The 17788-nt window shown below is 60.7% G+C and carries 12 protein-coding genes and 2 pseudogenes; 1 reads left to right on the forward strand and 13 read right to left on the reverse strand.

The window, feature by feature from the left end:
- Nucleotides 1-182: 182 nt before the first annotated feature.
- From NRB16_RS19370 to NRB16_RS19420, 13 genes and pseudogenes are all read right to left on the reverse strand, one after another.
- Nucleotides 183-2651, reverse strand: a complete 2469-nt coding sequence (locus NRB16_RS19370; RefSeq protein ID WP_045491876.1) for an EAL domain-containing protein — start codon at nt 2649-2651, stop codon at nt 183-185.
- Between the two features lie 247 nt (nt 2652-2898).
- Nucleotides 2899-3666: a methyl-accepting chemotaxis protein gene (locus NRB16_RS29770; RefSeq protein ID WP_373568485.1), complete on the reverse strand. Its 768-nt coding sequence runs from the start codon at nt 3664-3666 to the stop codon at nt 2899-2901.
- A gap of 90 nt (nt 3667-3756) precedes the next feature.
- Nucleotides 3757-4845: pseudogene (locus tag NRB16_RS29775) on the reverse strand (cache domain-containing protein); the annotation flags it as partial.
- Between the two features lie 277 nt (nt 4846-5122).
- A complete protein-coding gene (locus tag NRB16_RS29780) occupies nt 5123-5890 on the reverse strand; it encodes a methyl-accepting chemotaxis protein (RefSeq protein WP_373568486.1) in 768 nt (255 codons plus the stop codon).
- Nucleotides 5891-5980: 90 nt separating this feature from the next.
- Nucleotides 5981-7069 (reverse strand): annotated as a pseudogene (locus tag NRB16_RS29785) (cache domain-containing protein); the annotation flags it as partial.
- A gap of 151 nt (nt 7070-7220) precedes the next feature.
- Complete coding sequence (locus NRB16_RS19385) at nt 7221-8009, reverse strand: IclR family transcriptional regulator (RefSeq protein ID WP_257106704.1); 789 nt, start codon at nt 8007-8009, stop codon at nt 7221-7223.
- A gap of 106 nt (nt 8010-8115) precedes the next feature.
- Nucleotides 8116-8691, reverse strand: coding sequence for a sarcosine oxidase subunit gamma (locus NRB16_RS19390; protein ID WP_257106705.1), 576 nt, complete (start codon nt 8689-8691; stop codon nt 8116-8118).
- Nucleotides 8692-8693: 2 nt separating this feature from the next.
- The gene (locus NRB16_RS19395) at nt 8694-11600 is read right to left on the reverse strand and encodes a 2Fe-2S iron-sulfur cluster-binding protein (protein ID WP_257106706.1); all 2907 of its coding nucleotides are present in this window, start codon (nt 11598-11600) and stop codon (nt 8694-8696) included.
- Entirely contained in the window at nt 11597-11899 is a 303-nt protein-coding gene (locus NRB16_RS19400) for a sarcosine oxidase subunit delta (RefSeq protein ID WP_257106707.1), read from the reverse strand. Before NRB16_RS19400 ends, NRB16_RS19395 begins: the two co-directional genes overlap by 4 nt.
- A 14-nt stretch (nt 11900-11913) precedes the next feature.
- Complete coding sequence (locus tag NRB16_RS19405; protein WP_045491862.1) at nt 11914-13155, reverse strand: FAD-dependent oxidoreductase; 1242 nt, start codon at nt 13153-13155, stop codon at nt 11914-11916.
- Nucleotides 13146-14051 (reverse strand): bifunctional methylenetetrahydrofolate dehydrogenase/methenyltetrahydrofolate cyclohydrolase FolD, encoded by a 906-nt coding sequence (gene folD, locus NRB16_RS19410; protein ID WP_257106708.1) that lies wholly within the window; start codon nt 14049-14051, stop codon nt 13146-13148. Before folD ends, NRB16_RS19405 begins: the two co-directional genes overlap by 10 nt.
- Nucleotides 14048-14914: a formyltetrahydrofolate deformylase gene (gene purU / locus NRB16_RS19415; RefSeq protein ID WP_045491858.1), complete on the reverse strand. Its 867-nt coding sequence runs from the start codon at nt 14912-14914 to the stop codon at nt 14048-14050. Before purU ends, folD begins: the two co-directional genes overlap by 4 nt.
- A 579-nt stretch (nt 14915-15493) precedes the next feature.
- Nucleotides 15494-16093 (reverse strand): XRE family transcriptional regulator, encoded by a 600-nt coding sequence (locus NRB16_RS19420; RefSeq protein ID WP_045491856.1) that lies wholly within the window; start codon nt 16091-16093, stop codon nt 15494-15496.
- Between the two features lie 282 nt (nt 16094-16375).
- Here NRB16_RS19420 and glnT point away from each other — a divergent pair, with 282 nt between their 5' ends.
- A complete protein-coding gene (gene glnT / locus NRB16_RS19425) occupies nt 16376-17710 on the forward strand; it encodes a type III glutamate--ammonia ligase (protein ID WP_257106709.1) in 1335 nt (444 codons plus the stop codon).
- The last annotated feature ends 78 nt before the right edge of the window (nt 17711-17788 follow it).

Raw genomic sequence — 17788 nt, forward strand, 5'->3', positions numbered from 1 at the left:
CTTAAGCACTGTATGCCCCCGGTGGGAGCTGGCTTGCCAGCGAAGAGGACGGCACATTCGCAGCAGATGTTGTGACTTTACTGGTCCTTCGCGAGCAGACCGGGGCGCCGGCCGGCTCTTCCCACCGGGTCCGCAGTGCTTATCTGAACAGTATTGCGGCTAAAGCCACTTCCACCGCCACATCACATCTTCTTCTTGCGCTCATGCGTCGGCGACGGTCTGCCAAACAGATACCCCTGCAGGTGCGAGCAGCCCTCGGCCCGCAGCCGCGCATACTGCTCTTCGGTTTCGACCCCTTCAGCCGTAGTCTTGATCAACAAGCTGCTACTGATTCCGGTAATCGCCCGAATGATCGACATCGCCTCACGGCTTTCTTCCATCTCATGCACGAATGACTTGTCAATCTTGATCCGGTCGAACGGGAACGAACGCAAGTAGCCCAGCGACGAATAGCCGGTACCAAAGTCATCCAGCGCAATACCGACCCCCAAGGCCTTGAGTGCACGCAAGGTCTCAAGGTTCTCTTCGTTATTTTCCAGCAACACCGACTCGGTGATCTCCAGCTCCAGACGATGTGGCGCCAGGCCCGAGTCATCCAGCGCCAGCTTGACGATACTGACCAGCTCGCGGTTCTTGAACTGCGCCGGCGACAGGTTCACCGCCACACTCTGCTCAGTGCCCCAGGTGCACGCCTCTTGGCAGGCCAGGTTCAAGGCCCGGGCGCCGACCTCGTGAATCAGGCCGGTCTCCTCGGCAACCGGAATGAACTCCAGCGGCATCACCAGCCCCTTTGACGGGTGTTGCCAGCGCATCAGGGCTTCGTAGCCGGTGATGCAGCTTGTGTCCATGCCAATGATGGGCTGGTAATACAGGTGCAACTGGCCAAGGTGCAGCGCCTTGCGCAGATCGATTTCCATCAGCCGACGGCGCTGGGCAGCCTCGGCCATGTCCTCGTGGAACACCTCATAGCGGTTGCGACCATTGCGCTTGGCTTCGTACAGCGCCATGTCGGCATGACCGAGTAGCAGTTCGGCGTGCTCATGCGGGTTGCGAGTAAAAGCGATACCGATACTCACGCCGATCAGGAAGTTATGGCCGTCCATGAGAAACGCCGGGGCGATGCAATCGATGATGCGCTGCGCAGTACGCAAAGCGTCTTCAGGGCGATCGATGCGCGGCAGGACAATGGCAAATTCATCGCCGCCCAGCCGCGCCAGGGTGTCTTCGTCGCGCAGTACCCCGTGCAGCCGTTCGGCCACCGCGCGTAACAGCTTGTCGCCAAAGGCATGGCCGAAAGCGTCGTTGACGTTCTTGAACTTGTCCAGATCAAGGCACAGGGTGGCGACCATGCGTTGATTCATGGCGCAATTGTGCAGCGCCGCTTGTAGCTCTTCGTGCAGCAAGGTGCGGTTGGCCAGACCGGTCAATGAGTCGTGGTGCGCCATATGATGGATCTGCTCGCGGGCGGCGATCTCGTCAGTGACGTCTTCGGTAATCAGCAGCACATAGTCCGAGTGCGCATCGACATCAATGCGGCGCAGGCTCTTGGTGCGTAGCACCCGCGGGCCGATGGCGGTCCGCAAACGATCTTCGGCCAGCCGCATGCCGGCGCCGTTCAGGCATTGATTAGTCTGTTCGCGAATATAGTCGGCCAGGTTGGCAGGCAGGCACTCATGCACGCGACGGCCGACCATTGACTGTGCGCTGCCAAAAATTCGCTGCGCCTGCTCGTTGGCCAGCAACACCTCGCGGGTACTGGCGTCCTGCACGATAACCCCGGCCGGAATGCTGCCGATCACCGAGTCGAGAAAGCGTGACAGGGCTGCCATTTTTTCGCTGTAGCGCTCGGCCAGTTCTTTGGCGGCCAGCACCTGAAGCTCGGCCTCGCGGCGCTCGGTGATATCCCGGGTAATCTTGGAGAAGCCGATCAACAGACCGTCTTCGTCATGCATGGGGACGATCAGCACGTGAGTCCAGAAGGTGCTGCCATCCTTGCGCTGGCGCACGCCCTCGGCCTCGAACCGGCCGTCACGCAGTGCGGTGGCCAGGCCCCGATCCGGCAGACCTTTGGCGCGGTCCTCGGCGGTGTAGAACAGCGAGAAGTGCTGACCGACGATTTCTTCGGCCAGATAACCCTTGGTGCGCTGCGCTCCGGAGTTCCAGTTCACGACATGGCCGTCCGGGTCAAGCATGTAGATCGCGTAGTCAGGAACCCCCTGCACCAGCAGACGAAAGCGCCGTTCCTGTTCGCGCTGGGCCATCAAGGCCTGCCGTTGCGCCGTCCCGTCACGGGTGACTTTGGCGAAACCGATCAGCGTACCGTCATCGGCACGAATCGCGTCGATGATCACGTGCGCCCAGAAGGTACTGCCGTCTTTGCGCAGGCGCCAGCCTTCAGCCTCGAACCGGCCGGTCTGACGAGCAATGTTCAGGCCGTGCATGGGGACGTCACGGGCACGTTCGTCTTCGCTATAAAACAACGAAAAATGCTGACCGACGATTTCCTCGGCCTTGTACTGCTTGGCCCGTTCGGCGCCGCTGTTCCAGTTGGCGACTACTCCCTCCGGGGTCAGCATATAGATGGCATAACCCACAACGCTCTGCACCAGCAGGCGATACATCACATCCGTGTTTTCAGCTACCAGTGTCATTGCTACACATGTCGTCCAGGGTAAGGGCAGGGTGTGCGTACTGCACTTTAATGGTGCGCAAGCATGCTAGCTAGCGCATTGCCATTATTTCACGTGGGGGTAATTGAGCGACACCCGTATTCAGGTTATTTCACGCCAATTAGGGGGGAAGAAAACTGCGGGTGTTAACGATGCGCAATCAGGAATGCGTTCCTGATAGGCCGACGGTCAGCGCCGCGCACTGTTGATGTGCGCGGCGCGGCGCCAATCAGGTGCGAAAGCGCCGTACCAGTGCGTCGAGTTCGTCAGACAACGACGCCAGGCTCTGCGAGTCGGACCTTGCCGACTGCGCAAGCTCGACCACCAACTGCGCATCGCCATGGATCTGGCTGATATGCCGGTTGATGTCTTCGGCGACCTGATGCTGCTCTTCGGCAGCGGTGGCGATCTGGGTGTTCATGTCCCGGATTACATCCACCGACTCGCGGATCAGGCTGAAGCTGCTGCGCGCCTGGCCGATCTTGCTCACCGACTGCTGCGACACCTGCAGGCTCGAATGCATTTGTTGCGCGACCGAGGCGGTACGGCTGGCCAGGTTGCCGAGCAAGGTGTCGATCTCGGCGGTGGAGTCGGCTGTGCGTTTGGCCAGCGCCCGGACTTCGTCGGCCACCACGGCAAACCCACGGCCTTGCTCACCGGCGCGCGCGGCTTCGATGGCGGCGTTGAGCGCCAGCAGGTTGGTTTGCTCGGCAATCGAGCGGATGGTGTCGAGAATCGACTGAATGTCGTTGCTGTCTTTTTCCAGCTGGCTCATGTCCTTGGCCGAGCGAGAGATTTCTTCGCTGAGCCGGTCGACACTGTGCACCGCGTCGTCGATCTGCCGCTGGCCGTCGCGGGCCTGTTGCTGGCTGGTGTCGGCCGATTCGGCGGCCTGGCTGCAGGAGCGGGCGACTTCGTTGGCGGTGGCGACCATTTCGTGGAAGGCGGTAGAGACCATATCCACTGCCTCACGCTGACGATTGGCGGCGTCGGCCATGTCACCTGACACTTGGGTGGCGCTGCGTGAGGCCGCCAGAATACTGCTGGCGGCGCCGGCGATGTGCTGGATCAGGCTGCGAATCGCGCCCAGGAACTGGTTGAACCAGCCGGCCAGTCTGGCGGTTTCGTCATTGCCACGTACCGCCAGGGTCACGGTCAGGTCACCTTCGCCCTGGGCAATGCTTTCCAGCCCGCTGGATACACCATTGATGGGGCGTACGATCAGGCTGGCGAAGCTGGTGCCGATCAGCGCAAAGACCACGGCCAATACGGCGGCAATCACCCCGATCAGCCAGGTCAGGTTATTGGCCGAGGCCATGACTTCGTCCTGCTTGATCAGGCCGATAAAGCTCCAGCCCAGTTGCGTCGACGGGTAAACGTTGGCCATGTAGCGCTCGCCATTGAGCTGCACTTCGCGCAGGCCCTGGCTGGCCTTGGCCAGTTCGCTGTAGCCGTCGCCCAGCTCCGCGAGCTTTTTGAAGTTGTGTTCCGGCTTGCTCGGGTCGACCAGCACATTGCCGTTGTTTTCCACCAGCATCAGGTAGCCGCTGTTGCCCAGCTTGATCTGCTTGACGATGGTGGTCAGTTGTTTGAGTGACACATCAATGTTGATCACTCCGCCCGGATTGCCCAAGGCGGTGGGGATCGCCCGGACGGTGCTGACCAGTACCGCGTCGTCGGCTGCCCAGTAATGCGCTTCGGTGCGCAGCGTCTTGTTCGGGCTGGCCATCGCCAGGCTGTACCAGGGGCGAGTACGCGGGTCATAGCTTTTCAGGTCGGGCTCGCCCGGACCGATCGCATAGCTGCCATTGCTCAGGCCAAACTGCACATAGGCATAGGCCGGGTGGCTCTTGATCAGGCGGCTGAACAGGTCGGTCAGTTGCCGGTCGGTGTCCGAGGCAGCCACGCTCTGAGCATCGGCGCTGACGTAGCTCTTCACATCGTTGCCGGCATTGAGCAGCAGCGGGTGGCTGGCCAGGTTATCAACGTTCTGGCTGATGCCTTCGAAAAACAGCTGCATGGCGTTCTCGACCTGGCGGATTTCCCGGCCACTGCTGTCGGTGAAGGTGTCGGTCGCTTCACTACGCAAATTGAGAATAACGATGCTGGCCACCACCACGATGGGGAGGCACGCGATAACCGCGAAGGCACCGGTCAGCTTTTGTTTGATGTTCATTCAGGCTCCAGATTGTTATTAGGACCAGGATGCGACCGCCGCTGTGCACGCAGGGTGGGTCTAGCCGCCAGAAAACCGGGGCTTGGCAAGTAACCGTCAGGGTCTCGGCCAATAAGTGCGATTCTTTAGCTTTTTTGTCTGATGGTATGCCAATTTTTTCTATCGGGGATCATTGGCAATGCTTGAACTAGAGGGGTTGAGGCGAAAACTGAGCGAGCGGGGAGGCCAGAAAACAACAAGGCGGCCTAAGCCGCCTTTTGCTTGAGCAGGGGAGAAATCAGGTGCGGAACTTGCGCACCAGGGTATCGAGTTCATTGGACAGCGACGCCAGGCTTTGCGAGTCCACCCGTGCCGATTGAGCCAGTTCCACCACCAGCTGTGCATCGCCATGGATCTGGCTTATGTGCCGGTTGATGTCCTCGGCGACCTGATGCTGCTCTTCGGCGGCGGTCGCGATCTGGGTGTTCATGTCGCGGATCACATCCACCGATTCGCGGATCTGGCCGAAACTGGTGCGTGCCTGGCCGATCTTGCTGACTGACTGCTGCGACACTTCCAGGCTCGAATGCATCTGCTGGGCGACCGAGGCCGTACGGCGGGCCAGATTGCCGAGCAGGGTGTCGATTTCTGCGGTGGAGTCGGCCGTGCGTTTGGCCAGCGCCCGGACTTCGTCGGCCACCACGGCAAAACCACGGCCCTGTTCACCGGCCCGCGCCGCTTCGATGGCGGCGTTGAGCGCCAGCAGGTTGGTTTGCTCGGCAATCGAACGGATGGTGTCGAGAATCGACTGAATGTCGTTGCTGTCTTTTTCCAGCTGGCTCATGTCCTTGGCCGAGCGAGAGATTTCTTCGCTGAGCCGGTCGACACTGTGCACCGCGTCGTCGATCTGCCGCTGGCCGTCGCGGGCCTGTTGCTGGCTGGTGTCGGCCGATTCGGCGGCCTGGCTGCAGGAGCGGGCGACTTCGTTGGCGGTGGCGACCATTTCGTGGAAGGCGGTAGAGACCATGTCCACCGCTTCGCGCTGGCGATTGGCGGCGTCGGCCATGTTGCCCGAGACCCGGGTTGCGCTCTGGGAGGCATCGAGAATGCTGTGCGCAGCATTGGTGATGTGCTGGATCAGACTGCGGATCGCGCCCAGGAACTGGTTGAACCAGCCGGCCAGTTTGGCGGTTTCGTCATTGCCGCGCACCGGCAGGGTCACGGTCAGGTCACCTTCACCTTGGGCAATGCCTTCCAGGCCACTGGATACGCCGTTGATCGGCCGCACGATGAGGCTGGCGAAGCTGGCACCCACCAGGGCGAACACCACGGCCAGCACGGCAGCAATAATGCCGATCAGCCAGGTCAGGCTATTGGCCGAGGCCATGACTTCGTCCTGCTTGATCAGGCCGATGAAGCTCCAGCCCAGTTTGTCAGCCGGATAGACGTTGGCCATGTAGCGCTCGCCGTTCAGCTCGACCTTGACCAGGCCCTTGCCGGCCTTGGCCAGCTCACTGTAGCCGCCGCCCAGTTCGCCGAGCTTTTTGAAGTTGTTTTCCGGTTTGTTCGGGTCGACCAGCACGTTGCCGTTGTTTTCCAGCAGCATCAGGTAACCGCTTTCACCCAGCTTGATCTGTTTGACGATGCCCGTCAGCTGCTTGAGTGAAACATCAATGTTGACGACACCCCCAGGGTTGCCGAGTACGTTGGGGATAGCTCGAATGGTGCTGACCAATACCGCGTCATCGTTCGCCCAGTAGTAAGCCTCGCTTCGCACGGTCTTGCCTGGGTTGGCCAGGGCGGTCTTGTACCAGGGCCGGACGCGCGGGTCGTAGTTTTTCAAGGTCTTGTCTTCGGGCCACATCGCATAGCTGCCGTTGGCCAGACCATAAGAGACATACGAGTACGCCGGATGACTTTTTGCCAGACGGGTAAACAGGTCAAACAATTGTTTGTCGGTCTCCGACGGTGGGGTGCTCAGCGGGTCCGGACCGGTAAAATTCTTGACGTCGTTACCTGCATTGGCCAGCAGCGGATAAGAGGCCAGATACTCGACATTCTGGCTGATTCCGTCGAAGAACAACTGCATTGCATTCTCGACCTGGCGGATTTCCCGTCCGCTGTTGTCGACAAAATCATCCGTGGCCTCTGTGCGCAGGTTGACGATAACGATGCTGGCGACAACAACAATGGGCAAACACGCGATAACCGCGAACGCCCCTGTCAGCTTCTGTTTGATATTCATTTTGGCTCCGGATTATTTTTATACATCGCAATTGAGCAACCGCTGATGCACGCTGCGTGCCGGTCCCAGCAAAACCGGCCAAAGCAGAAGTACACGTTAATAACGTCGGCGTTGCGGCGGGATTCTTGAGTGGCTGATTGCGCTTAAATGTTTAAGCCAGGGAGGGTGTGTCCCGGTAACCCAGTTCACGGCTGATACAGGCGCTGGTTTCCAGCAACAGGGTCTGGAAACGCTCCGTGGCGCCTTCAGGGTCCATCACGGCATCGGGCCCGGACAGGTTGATTGCCGCCGTCACCTGCCCGGTGTGATCGCGGATTACCGTGGCAATCGCGGTGGAGTAATCGGAGCGATGCACGACCCAGCCGCGCTCGCGGTCCTGGCGAATCATGCTTTGCAGTTCGGGCAATGTCCGCGGCGCGGGTGGCGGGTAATCGTCCAGGCGAATGTGCTGGTACAGTGCCCCAAGCCGGGCATCATCCAGTGCGGTCAGCAACATGCGCCCCATGGCAGTGCAATGGCAGGCAATGCGTGTACCCACCGGAATGTTCACCGACAGGCGCTGGGCGGCAAACGCGCGATACAGATAAAGGCTGTCGGTGTGTTCACGGATGCTCAGATGACACGACAGTGAAGTGCGGTCGCGCAGGGCGTTGAGCGCCGGCATGGCGACATCGACGATGTCCCGGCTGGCCAGATAGCTGAAGCCGTCGCTGACCACCCGAGCACCGAGTTCATAGTGGCTGTTGAGCTTGTTCAGATAGCCCATGTGCGTCAGCGTGACCAGAATCCGGTAGATCGCCGAGGTGCTGACCTGCAGCCGCTCGGCGATCTCCTGAATGCTCAACGCACGCACCTGGGCGTTGAACAGGCCCAGGACGCTCAAACCCCGGGCCAGGGCCGGGACCAGATAGTCGACGTCTTTGTCCAGAGGTTCGATCATGCAATCTCCAGGGTGATGCATTGGACCATAGGAGCTGCTTGAGCAGCGAAGGCTTCGCAGCTAAAGCTGCTCCCAAGTCCTGTGTTTGCTGCGCGATCGGCCCTGCTCAGGCAAATTCGCCCATCGCATCGAGCAACGCCGCCTTGAAATACTCCAGCGAGCAGCGATCAAAGAGGATCTGCAGGCACGGGGTCAGTGCCGACCCTGCATTGATCACGATCACGCTGATCCGCGCTGCCGAGGTCTGAGCCACGGCGCCGGGGCCGAAAGCCTGGGCCCGCAGGTCGACGCCGCACAGCTTGGCCATCACCTCACTGACCGCGCTGCCCGACAGTTGCAGCCAGGCGTGGCTGTCCTGGCGCGGCAGCAGGTAGTTGGCGTTGTGATCCAGCTCCCAGCGGGCCTCTTCATCGGCAATCCGTTCGCCCTGATCGGCGGGGCTGCCCAGCAGCAGGTATTCAGTTTGCGACAGCCGCACCACATGGCTGCCATCGTCCTGGGTCACGGCACGGTTGGGGGCGTCTGGCAGTTGAAAACCGCGCGCCGCCAGGTACTCAGCGCTCTGTGTGCCGCGAAAGCCGACCCGCGGCAGGTCGGTCAGGTCGCTCAGGCTGCACAACGCCAGGCTATCGGCGTTTATCGGGCGCCGGGTGGTGACATTTTCAACAAGAAGGCTGGACATGTTCAAAGCTCCTGACGCTGGTTTTCAGGGTCGAAGAAAGGCAGTTGCACCACGGTGGCCTGGACCATCACGCCGCCCTCGACGCGAATCGGGATCTGCTGGCCGGGCTGGCTCTGATCAAAGCCTGCATAGGCCAGGCCGATGATCTTGCCGAGGGTTTGCGAGTACTCGCAGGACGTCACGTTGCCACTGATGTCCGGGCCGCTGAGCACCAGATGGCCTTCGAGCGGCTGCGGGCTGCCCGCTGGCAGGGTAAAACCGACCAGTTTGCGCTTTTGCGGCTGCGCTTCGAGGATATCTATCGAGCGGCGGCCGACGAAAAACGGCTTGCTCCGACTGACCGCCCAACCCATGTCAATCTCGCCGGGATGGGTCATGCCGTCGGTGTCCTGGCTGATGATCACGTGGCCTTTTTCCAGGCGCAGCAGGCGCTGGGTCTCGACCCCGAATGGCTTGATATCGTATTGCTTGCCGGCCTCGATCAGCGCATCCCAGAGCTGCACGGCATGGCGGGCCGGCACATGGATCTCATAGCCCAGCTCACCGACAAAGCCGACCCTCAGCAGCCGCGCCTTGATCCCGGCGACCGTGCCCTGGCGCACTGCCAGATAAGGAAAACCGGCGGCAGACAGGTCGATGTCATGACACACCTTTTCCAACACTTTGCGTGAGTCGGGGCCGGCGACGTTGACCGCGCTGATCGCGGCGGTGACGTTGGCGATATCGACGTTCAGCCGCCACTGGGCATTCCACTTGAGCATTTGCTGATAGATACGGTCCACGCCGCTGGTGGTGGCGGTGACGTAGAAGTGCTGCTCGGCAAAGCGTGCGCATACGCCGTCGTCGATCACCGCGCCCTGTTCGTTGGTCATCAACGCATAGCGCGAACGGCCCACCGGCTGCTTGATAAAGGCAAAGGTGTACATCCGGTTCAGCAGCTCGGCGGCGTCCGGTCCGCGGATGTCCAGCCCGCCCAGGGTCGAGACGTCGATGATCCCGACCTTGCTGCGCACATGCCTGGCTTCGGCCTGCATGCAGGCATCGCGTTGTGCGGGCTGGCCATAGAACGCCGGACGCTGCCAGATACCGGCGGGCATCATTTTCGCGCCTGCCTTTACATGCCGGCTGTGCATCGGGGTCTGGCGGTACGGGTCGAAGCCGCGCCCGGCGACGTGCGCAAGTTTTTCCGCCTCGAACGGCGGGCGCGCGGTGGTGACCCCGGTTTCACTGATGCTGCGCTGGGTCGCAGCGGCGACCAGGCGTGCGGTCGGCAGCGCCGAGTGGCGGCCCTGGGATGGACCCATGCCCACCGTGGAGTAGCGCTTGACCAGTTGCACATCGCGGTAACCGATGCGCGTGGCATTGACGATATCGCGCACCTGCAGGTCTTCGTCAAAGTCGACGAAATCCTTGCCTTTGGGGTGCGGAAAAATCGGCCAGGGGAAGTTCACCTGTGCCTCGCCTTTGAGCGGCGCGGCCTGCTGGGTAGTGTGCAGGCCAAGGCTGGCAATGATGTCGAGGGCGGCGCGGGTGGCGTCTGCCAAGACGTTGTCCAGGCTGTGCTGGCCGTTTACGGAACCGGCAATGTTCAGATTGGCCGGCAGGCCGCTGAGGTTGAACTCGGCGCTTTGCTCGTCATAGGCGAGTTTGCCACCGGCCTGGCACAGCAATTGATAAACCGGCATATAGCCGCCTGACATACACAGCAGGTCGCAGTCCAGGGTCATGCCCGCACTGGCCACCTGACCCTGGCCGGTGATTTTGCGCAGCTCGACGCCATTGATGTGGCGCATGCCCTTTTCGTGCAGTGCTTCATACACGGTGGTGCTGGCGTGGCAAGTGATGCCGCGTTTTTCCAGCTCGATCAACAGGCTGCGGTCGGCTGGCTGGTTACGCATATCCACCACAGCGGCCACCTGCACGCCCTGATCATGCAGATCCAGCGCGGCCAGATAGCCGTCATCGTTACCGGTGAGTACCACGGCGCGTTGGCCGGGCTTGACCGCATACAGCTTCATCAGCCGTTGCGCCGCGCTGGTCAGCATGATGCCGGGCAGGTCGTTGTTGCGGAAAATCACCGGCTGATCGAACGAGCCGCTGGTGATCAGGCACTGCGTCGCGCGCACTTTATACAGGCGTTTGCCTTGAATCACCGGCAGGTAGTTGTCGGTGAACCAGGCGTTGCAGGTGGCGCTGTGCAGAATCCGGATATTGGCGTGGCCTTCTACGGCCGCCACCAGTTCGGTGCGCAGTTGCCCGGCCCGCTGACCTTCAAGGTCAAAGCGCGCATACGTCAGCGAGCCGCCCAGAATCGGCTGCTGCTCGATCAGCAGCACCTTGGCGCCGGCATTGGCGGCGGTCAGCGCCGCTTGCAGGCCGGCGGGACCGGCGCCGATCACTGCCAGGTCGGTAAACAGATACGCCTTGTCGTAGTACTCGGGCTTGAAGCCGAGGTCCAGCACACCCAGGCCGGCTTTTTTGCGGATCACCGGCTCCCAGACTTTCCACATGCCCTTGGGCTTATAGAAGGAGCGGTAGTAGAACCCCACCGGCATGAATTTGGAGAACTTGCCGAGCAGGGCGTCCTTGTCGTTGTCCAGTGAGCCGTTGTAGTTCTGGCCGCTGACCCGCAGGCCGTTTTCCAGGGCAAACGTATCGGCCAGCACGTTGGGCTCGCGGGGCAGTTGCACCAGGGTATTGGCGTCTTGCCCGGCCATGCTCAGCGGGCCGCGCGGGCGATGGTACTTGAACGAGCGCGACAGCAGATGACGACCACTGGCGAGCAGGGCGCTGGCAATGCTGTCGCCTTGCAGGCCTTCATAGGCCTTGCCATCGAAGCTGAAGGTCAGCGGCTTGCTGCGGTCGATCAGCAGGCCCATCGGGGCGGGCAGGCGGTTGGCGGTACTCATCCTGCGATCTCCTGAGTCTGTTGGGTGAATTCGACCCGGCTGTTGAACAGCTCGCGGGCATCGAAGGTGCGCACAATCTCGTCACTGCCGGTGTGGCGCTCGGCCAGAAACCAGTAACTCGATGGCGTGTGCATCCACCACTCGCGAATCACCCCCAAGGTGTCTTCGCTGTTGAACACGTAGTCGGCCCACTGGGCATCGCTGCAGGTCTGCGGGTCGGGCATGGGTTTGAATTCGCCGCCGTAGGTGAATTCGCTGATGTTGCGCGGCCCGTTGAGCGGGCATGTCATGACTTTCATGTGTCGCTCTCCGCTTAGTGGCTGGCCGCCGTGGCGCCCATTTCGTTGACTTGCTGGAAGGTCGAGAAACGCTCCAGGCCAAATGGCTTGATCAGCTCCGGGACCTTGCCGCCACTGGCGACCAGCTCGGCCATGGTCTTGCCGCAGATCGGCGTGGCCTTGAAGCCCCAGGTGCCCCAGCCGGCGTCCAGGTAGTAGTTCTTGACCGGCGACAGGCCCATGATGGGGCTGTAATCGGGGGTCATGTCGGTGATCCCGGCCCACTGGCGCATCAGCTTGGCGTTGGCCAGAAACGGGAACATCTCGATGGCGTGCGAGAGCAGGCTTTCTTTCAAGTCGAGCGTTGAGCGAGTGTTGAACAGCGGGTAGGGATCCGAGCCACCGCCGAACACCACCTCGCCACGGCTGGTCTGCTGCACGTAGCAGTGCAGCGCCGAAGAACTCACCAGCGGGTCGAGAAACGGCTTGAACGGCTGGGTGACCATCGCTTGCAGCGGGAAGGTCTGGATCGGCGAGCGGATGCCGGCCTTTTTCATCATCTGCGAACTCATGCCGGCCACCGCCTGCACCGCGCAGCCACAACGCACCGTGCCCCGGTTGGTCTTGACCGCCGTGATGGCGCCGTTTTCGATCACCAGTTCCTGAACGTCGGTCAGTTGATGAATCTCGACCCCGCGCTTGGCGGCCTGCTTGGCGTAGCCCCAGGCCACCGCATCGTGCCGCGCTGTCGCCCCGTCGATGTGCCAGAGCCCGGCGAGCACCGGAATATGCCCCGGATCAAGGTTCAGGCTCGGCACCAACTCGCGGATCTGCTGACGGTCGATCATCTCGGTGCGCCCGCCAAAGTGCTTGTTGACCTCGGCGCGCTGGCGGAATGAACGCACCGTGGCGTCGGTATGCGCCAGGGTCAACTGACCCCGGTGCGAATACATGATGTTGAAGTCGAATTCATTGGACAGCCCTTCGAACATCCGTACCGATTCAGCGTAGAACTTCACCCCCTCGCTGGTCAGGTAGTTGGAGCGGATCACCGCCGTGTTACGCGCGGTGTTGCCGCCGCCCAGGTAGCCTTTTTCCAGCACCGCAATATTGTTGATGCCGTGGTACTTGGACAGGTAATACGCGGTGGCCAGGCCGTGGCCGCCTCCGCCGATGATCACCACGTCATAGGCCGGCTTGAGTTCCTTGGGGGCCGGCAAGTCGACTTCCACCGGGTACTCCGAGCTGAGCCCGTACTTCAATAGACCTAAAGGCATACGGCCTCCTGCGGCTGGCTATGGGCGAGGGCACGCTGGCGTTGCTGCTGCGCGGCGATCAGGGTGTTTTTCATCAGAAAGGCGATGGTCATAGGCCCGACCCCGCCGGGCACCGGGGTGATGGCCGAGACCTGGGCCAGGGCGGCGTCAAAGTCGACATCACCGACCAGCCGGCTACGGTCGTGGTCCTGAATACGGTTGATGCCCACATCGATCACCACCGCGCCGGGTTTCAGCCAACTGGCATCGATCATTCGTGGCCGACCTACCGCCGCGACCACGATGTCGGCCAGTTGGCACAGCGCCTTGGCATCCTGGCTGCGCGAATGCACCACCGTCACCGAGCAGTGGGCCTTGAGCAGCAAGGCTGCCATTGGCTTGCCGACAATGTTCGAGCGGCCAATCACCACCGCGTGCTTGCCGCTCAGGTCGCCGAGGGTCTGCTCCAGCAGGTACATGCAGCCGGTGGGGGTGCAGGGCGTTAGTACGTCACGGCCCTGGCTCAGGCCGCCAACGTTCTCGCTGTGAAAACCGTCGACATCCTTGCCCGGATCAATCGCCTGCAAGGCGCGGGTTTCTTCAATGTGTCCGGGTAACGGCAGTTGCAGCAAAATGCCGTTCACTGAAGCGTCGTTGTTCAACTCGGCGATCAAGTCCAACAGCCGGGCCTGCGGGCAATCGGCTGCCAGCCGGTACTCGATGGAGCGAATCCCGCATTCCTCGGCGCGCAGAATCTTGTTACGCACATACACCTGGCTGGCCGGGTCTTCACCGACCAGAATCACCGCCAGCGCTGGCTGGATGTGATCGGCCTTGAGCATCAGCACGTCCTGTTTGACCTTCTGCAGCACCCGGGCGGCGGCGGCTTTACCGTCGATCAGTTTTGAGCTATTCACCGGAAGATCACCGTTCTGTCAGTGTTGAGAAAGACCCGGTGTTCAAGGTGATAGCGGACCGCCTTGGACAGTGCCACGGTTTCTGTGTCACGGCCGATGGCGACCAGGTCATCAGGCAAATAGGCGTGGTCGACCCGCTGTACCTCCTGCTCGATGATTGGCCCCTCGTCCAGGTCGCTGGTCACGTAATGCGCGGTGGCGCCGATCAGCTTTACGCCACGCTCATAAGCCTGGTGATACGGCTTGGCACCTTTGAAACCCGGCAGGAACGAGTGGTGGATATTTATGGCGCGGCCTGAAAGTTGCTTGCACAGATCATCGGAGAGGATCTGCATGTAGCGCGCCAGCACCACCAATTCAGTACCGGTCTCGTTGACCACCTGCATCAGCGCCGCTTCCTGAGCGGCTTTGGTGTCTTTGGTCACCGGCAGGTAGATAAACCGGATGCCCTCACGCTCGGCCATCGGCCGCAGATCGAGGTGATTGGAGACAATGGCGGTGATGGTCATGTGCATCTCGCCCTTGTGATAGCGATACAAGAGGTCGGTCAGGCAATGATCGAACTTGCTGACCATCAGCAGCACCCGCATCGGCCGGCTGCTGTCATGCAGCTCCCAGTCCATGTCAAAGCTGGCCGCTACATCGCTGAACCCCGCCTTGAGCTGCTCGATGTCACCGGCGTGACCCTCATTGAAGCGAAACACCGCGCGCATGAAAAAACGCCCGCTGAACTCATCATCAAACTGCGCCATTTCACCGATGTAGCAAGCGTTACCCGCCAGATACGACGTCACCGCCGCGACAATCCCGGACGTCGCCGGACAGCTGATCTTCAGGATGAAATGGTTCTTTTCGTGTTGCATGGCACGTCCTCGGAAAATGGCGGCAGCTCAACGCAGAGCGAAAAAATTCAGCAGTAAATTCTGGTTTTAAGGGTGAATAAAAATTCCCCTAAGGAATTAAATATTCGTCTTGGCGAATTTATAGGTGAAAGCGGACGGGCCGTCCAGAGAAATCTGGAAAGAATATTTCTTGTGGGGAAAGTCGCGCCGTGGGCGCGGGCGGCAAGCGGTAAGCTTCAAGCGGCAAGAAAAAAGCCTAAGCCAGGCTCCATTTGCTTTTGCTCTTCGAACCGAGATGGTCCAGACGACGCCAATCGCGACTTGGGCGCTGGCCGGGCGGCGATTCGCTTTAGCCGCGAAGGCTTCCCGGCTAACGCCCATACATTCACTTAAGCACTGTATGCCCCCGGTGGGAGCTGGCTTGCCGGGGTGCCGGACCACAGCGAAGACGGCGGCACAGTCGCAGCAGATGCTGTGACTTTACTGGCCCCTTCGCGAGCAGACCGGGGCGCCGGCCGGCTCTTCCCACCGGGTCCGTGTCTGCTGCGCGACAGCGCGGCGCCGAGGCGGCGGGCGATCTCCTACACAGAGGCGAGCGGCTTACTCGCCCTGCGCCCCATAGTTCATGATCGACAACAACCGGATCGGCACTTGCACCAGTTGCTCCGGCCCATGCGGCACCTCACCGTCGAAGGTCAGGCTGTCGCCGGCTTCCATCCGGTACAACTGATTGCCATGCCGGTAAATCAGCTCGCCCTCCAGCAAATGCAAAAACTCGGTGCCCGGATGCGAGAAGGTCGGAAACTCTTCGCTGGCGTCATCCATGCTCACCATATACGCCTCGAAACTCTTTTTTGGCCCACGGGTGTGGTTAAGCAAATGATAGGTATGGCCCTTCTCCGTACCGCGGCGCACCACCTCCAGCCCTTCATCCTTTTTGACCAGCAACGCCGTGCTGCCCTGCTGATCGTACTGGCTGAACAGTTTCGACATCGGCATGCCCAGCACATCGCATAAACGGCCCAGGTTATCCAGGCTGGTCGACACCTGGGCATTCTCGATCTTGCTCAACATCCCTTGGCTGATTCCGGCGATACGCGCCACATCCGCCAGCTTGAGTTCCTGAGCCTGGCGCTGGCGTTTGATCTGAATGCCGATGTACTGCTCCAGCTTGAGCTTGGGGGTGTCCGATTGAGTCATAGGCTGTGCACGGTTTCCGTTCAATAATTTTTATTTCGCACTGAGAATGTGCAGCGACGTTCGTAGGGCTGTTTTGCCGGTGAAATATTCGCGGTGGGAAAACAAGTTTCCCATATATACAGAACAAAAGGCCCGATAAAAGGATTTTTAGCCCTGACTGAAAAACTGGCAAGGGCATTGCATTCCTGTAATGAAAGTAAGTTTCCTGATCGGAATAAGTGCTTCCGGCAGCGAAACAGGGGTTGTTCTTTCAAGCCGCTTTCGTCACAGGAGTCACGCTCTATGTTGCCAACAGAAACACAGCGTCTGATCCAGGAGCACGGCATCAAGTACGTGCTGGCTCAGTTCGTCGATATTCACGGTTCGTCCAAGACCAAATCGGTGCCGGTCAGCGGCCTGGAAATGGTCGCCGAGAGTGGCGCCGGGTTCGCCGGGTTCGCCATCACTGGTATGGGCATGGAGCCTCACGGTCCCGACTTCATGGCCCGTGGTGACCTGTCGTCACTGGTGCCGGTGCCATGGCAGCCCGGTTATGGCCGCGTGGTGTGCATCGGTCATGTTGACGGTAAACCCTGGCCTTACGACAGCCGCTATGTGCTGCAACAGCAGGTTGAGCGTCTGAGCCAGCGTGGCTGGACCCTCAACACCGGGCTGGAGCCTGAGTTCAGTCTGTTCAAGCGCGATGCTGCCGGCCAACTGCAACTGGTCGATGCCAGCGATAACCTCGACAAGCCTTGCTATGACTACAAAGGTCTGTCGCGTTCACGCGAATTTCTCGAACGTCTGACCGAAGCCCTGCAACCGGTGGGCTTTGACATCTACCAGATCGACCACGAAGACGCCAACGGCCAGTTCGAGATCAACTACACCTACAGCGACGCCATGGAGTCGGCCGATCGCTTCACCTTCTTCCGCATGGCCGCCGGCGAGATCGCCAACGACATGGGCATGATCTGCTCGTTCATGCCCAAGCCGGACCCCAAGCGCGCCGGTAACGGCATGCACTTTCACCTGTCGATCAGCAGCGCAACCAACAAGAACCTGTTCCACGACGCCAGTGACCCAAGTGGCATGGGCCTGTCGAAAATGGCCTACCACTTCGCCGCCGGCCTGCTGGCCCACGGTCCCGCGTTGTGCGCGTTCGCGGCCCCCACAGTCAACTCCTACAAGCGGCTTGTGGTTGGCAACTCGTTGTCGGGTGCGACCTGGGCGCCGGCGTTCATTGCCTTTGGCTCCAACAACCGCTCGGCCATGGTTCGCGTGCCCTATGGCCGCCTGGAGTTCCGCCTGCCGGATGCTGGCTGCAACCCGTATCTGGTCAGCGCCGCGATCATTGCCGCCGGCCTGGACGGTATCGATCGGCAGTTGGAAGTCCCGATGGTATGCAACGAAAACCTTTACAAGCTCGGCCTTGAAGAGATCGCCGCGCGCGGCATCAAGACCTTGCCGCAGTCGCTCAAGGAAGCCTGCGACGCGTTGGAGGCCGATCCGTTGTTTGCCGAAGTGCTGGGTCCGGAAATTGTCGGGGAGTTCATCAAGCTCAAGCGCATGGAATGGGTGGAATACAGCCGCCATGTCAGTGACTGGGAAGTGAAGCGCTACACCGAGTTTTTTTAAGCGACACGTTTCAAGCCGCAATAAAAGCCGCTTCAAGTTTCAAGCCGCAAGCTGCAAGCAAAAGCAGAGTTGCGGTGA

This window comes from Pseudomonas sp. LJDD11, from assembly GCF_024584215.1.
In the GTDB taxonomy this organism is placed as follows: Bacteria; Pseudomonadota; Gammaproteobacteria; order Pseudomonadales; family Pseudomonadaceae; genus Aquipseudomonas.

What these genes read in the sequence shown, in the direction of transcription:
- glnT (WP_257106709.1), top strand. Translation starts at nt 16,376, where the DNA reads ATGTTGCCAACAGAAACACAGCGTCTGATCCAGGAGCACGGCATCAAG.
- NRB16_RS29780 (WP_373568486.1), bottom strand. Translation starts at nt 5,890, where the DNA reads ATGGCCGACGCCGCCAATCGCCAGCGCGAAGCGGTGGACATGGTCTCT.
- NRB16_RS19400 (WP_257106707.1), bottom strand. Translation starts at nt 11,899, where the DNA reads ATGAAAGTCATGACATGCCCGCTCAACGGGCCGCGCAACATCAGCGAA.
- NRB16_RS29770 (WP_373568485.1), bottom strand. Translation starts at nt 3,666, where the DNA reads ATGGCCGACGCCGCCAATCGTCAGCGTGAGGCAGTGGATATGGTCTCT.
- NRB16_RS19390 (WP_257106705.1), bottom strand. Translation starts at nt 8,691, where the DNA reads ATGTCCAGCCTTCTTGTTGAAAATGTCACCACCCGGCGCCCGATAAAC.
- NRB16_RS19420 (WP_045491856.1), bottom strand. Translation starts at nt 16,093, where the DNA reads ATGACTCAATCGGACACCCCCAAGCTCAAGCTGGAGCAGTACATCGGC.
- NRB16_RS19385 (WP_257106704.1), bottom strand. Translation starts at nt 8,009, where the DNA reads ATGATCGAACCTCTGGACAAAGACGTCGACTATCTGGTCCCGGCCCTG.
- NRB16_RS19370 (WP_045491876.1), bottom strand. Translation starts at nt 2,651, where the DNA reads ATGACACTGGTAGCTGAAAACACGGATGTGATGTATCGCCTGCTGGTG.
- NRB16_RS19395 (WP_257106706.1), bottom strand. Translation starts at nt 11,600, where the DNA reads ATGAGTACCGCCAACCGCCTGCCCGCCCCGATGGGCCTGCTGATCGAC.
- purU (WP_045491858.1), bottom strand. Translation starts at nt 14,914, where the DNA reads ATGCAACACGAAAAGAACCATTTCATCCTGAAGATCAGCTGTCCGGCG.
- NRB16_RS19405 (WP_045491862.1), bottom strand. Translation starts at nt 13,155, where the DNA reads ATGCCTTTAGGTCTATTGAAGTACGGGCTCAGCTCGGAGTACCCGGTG.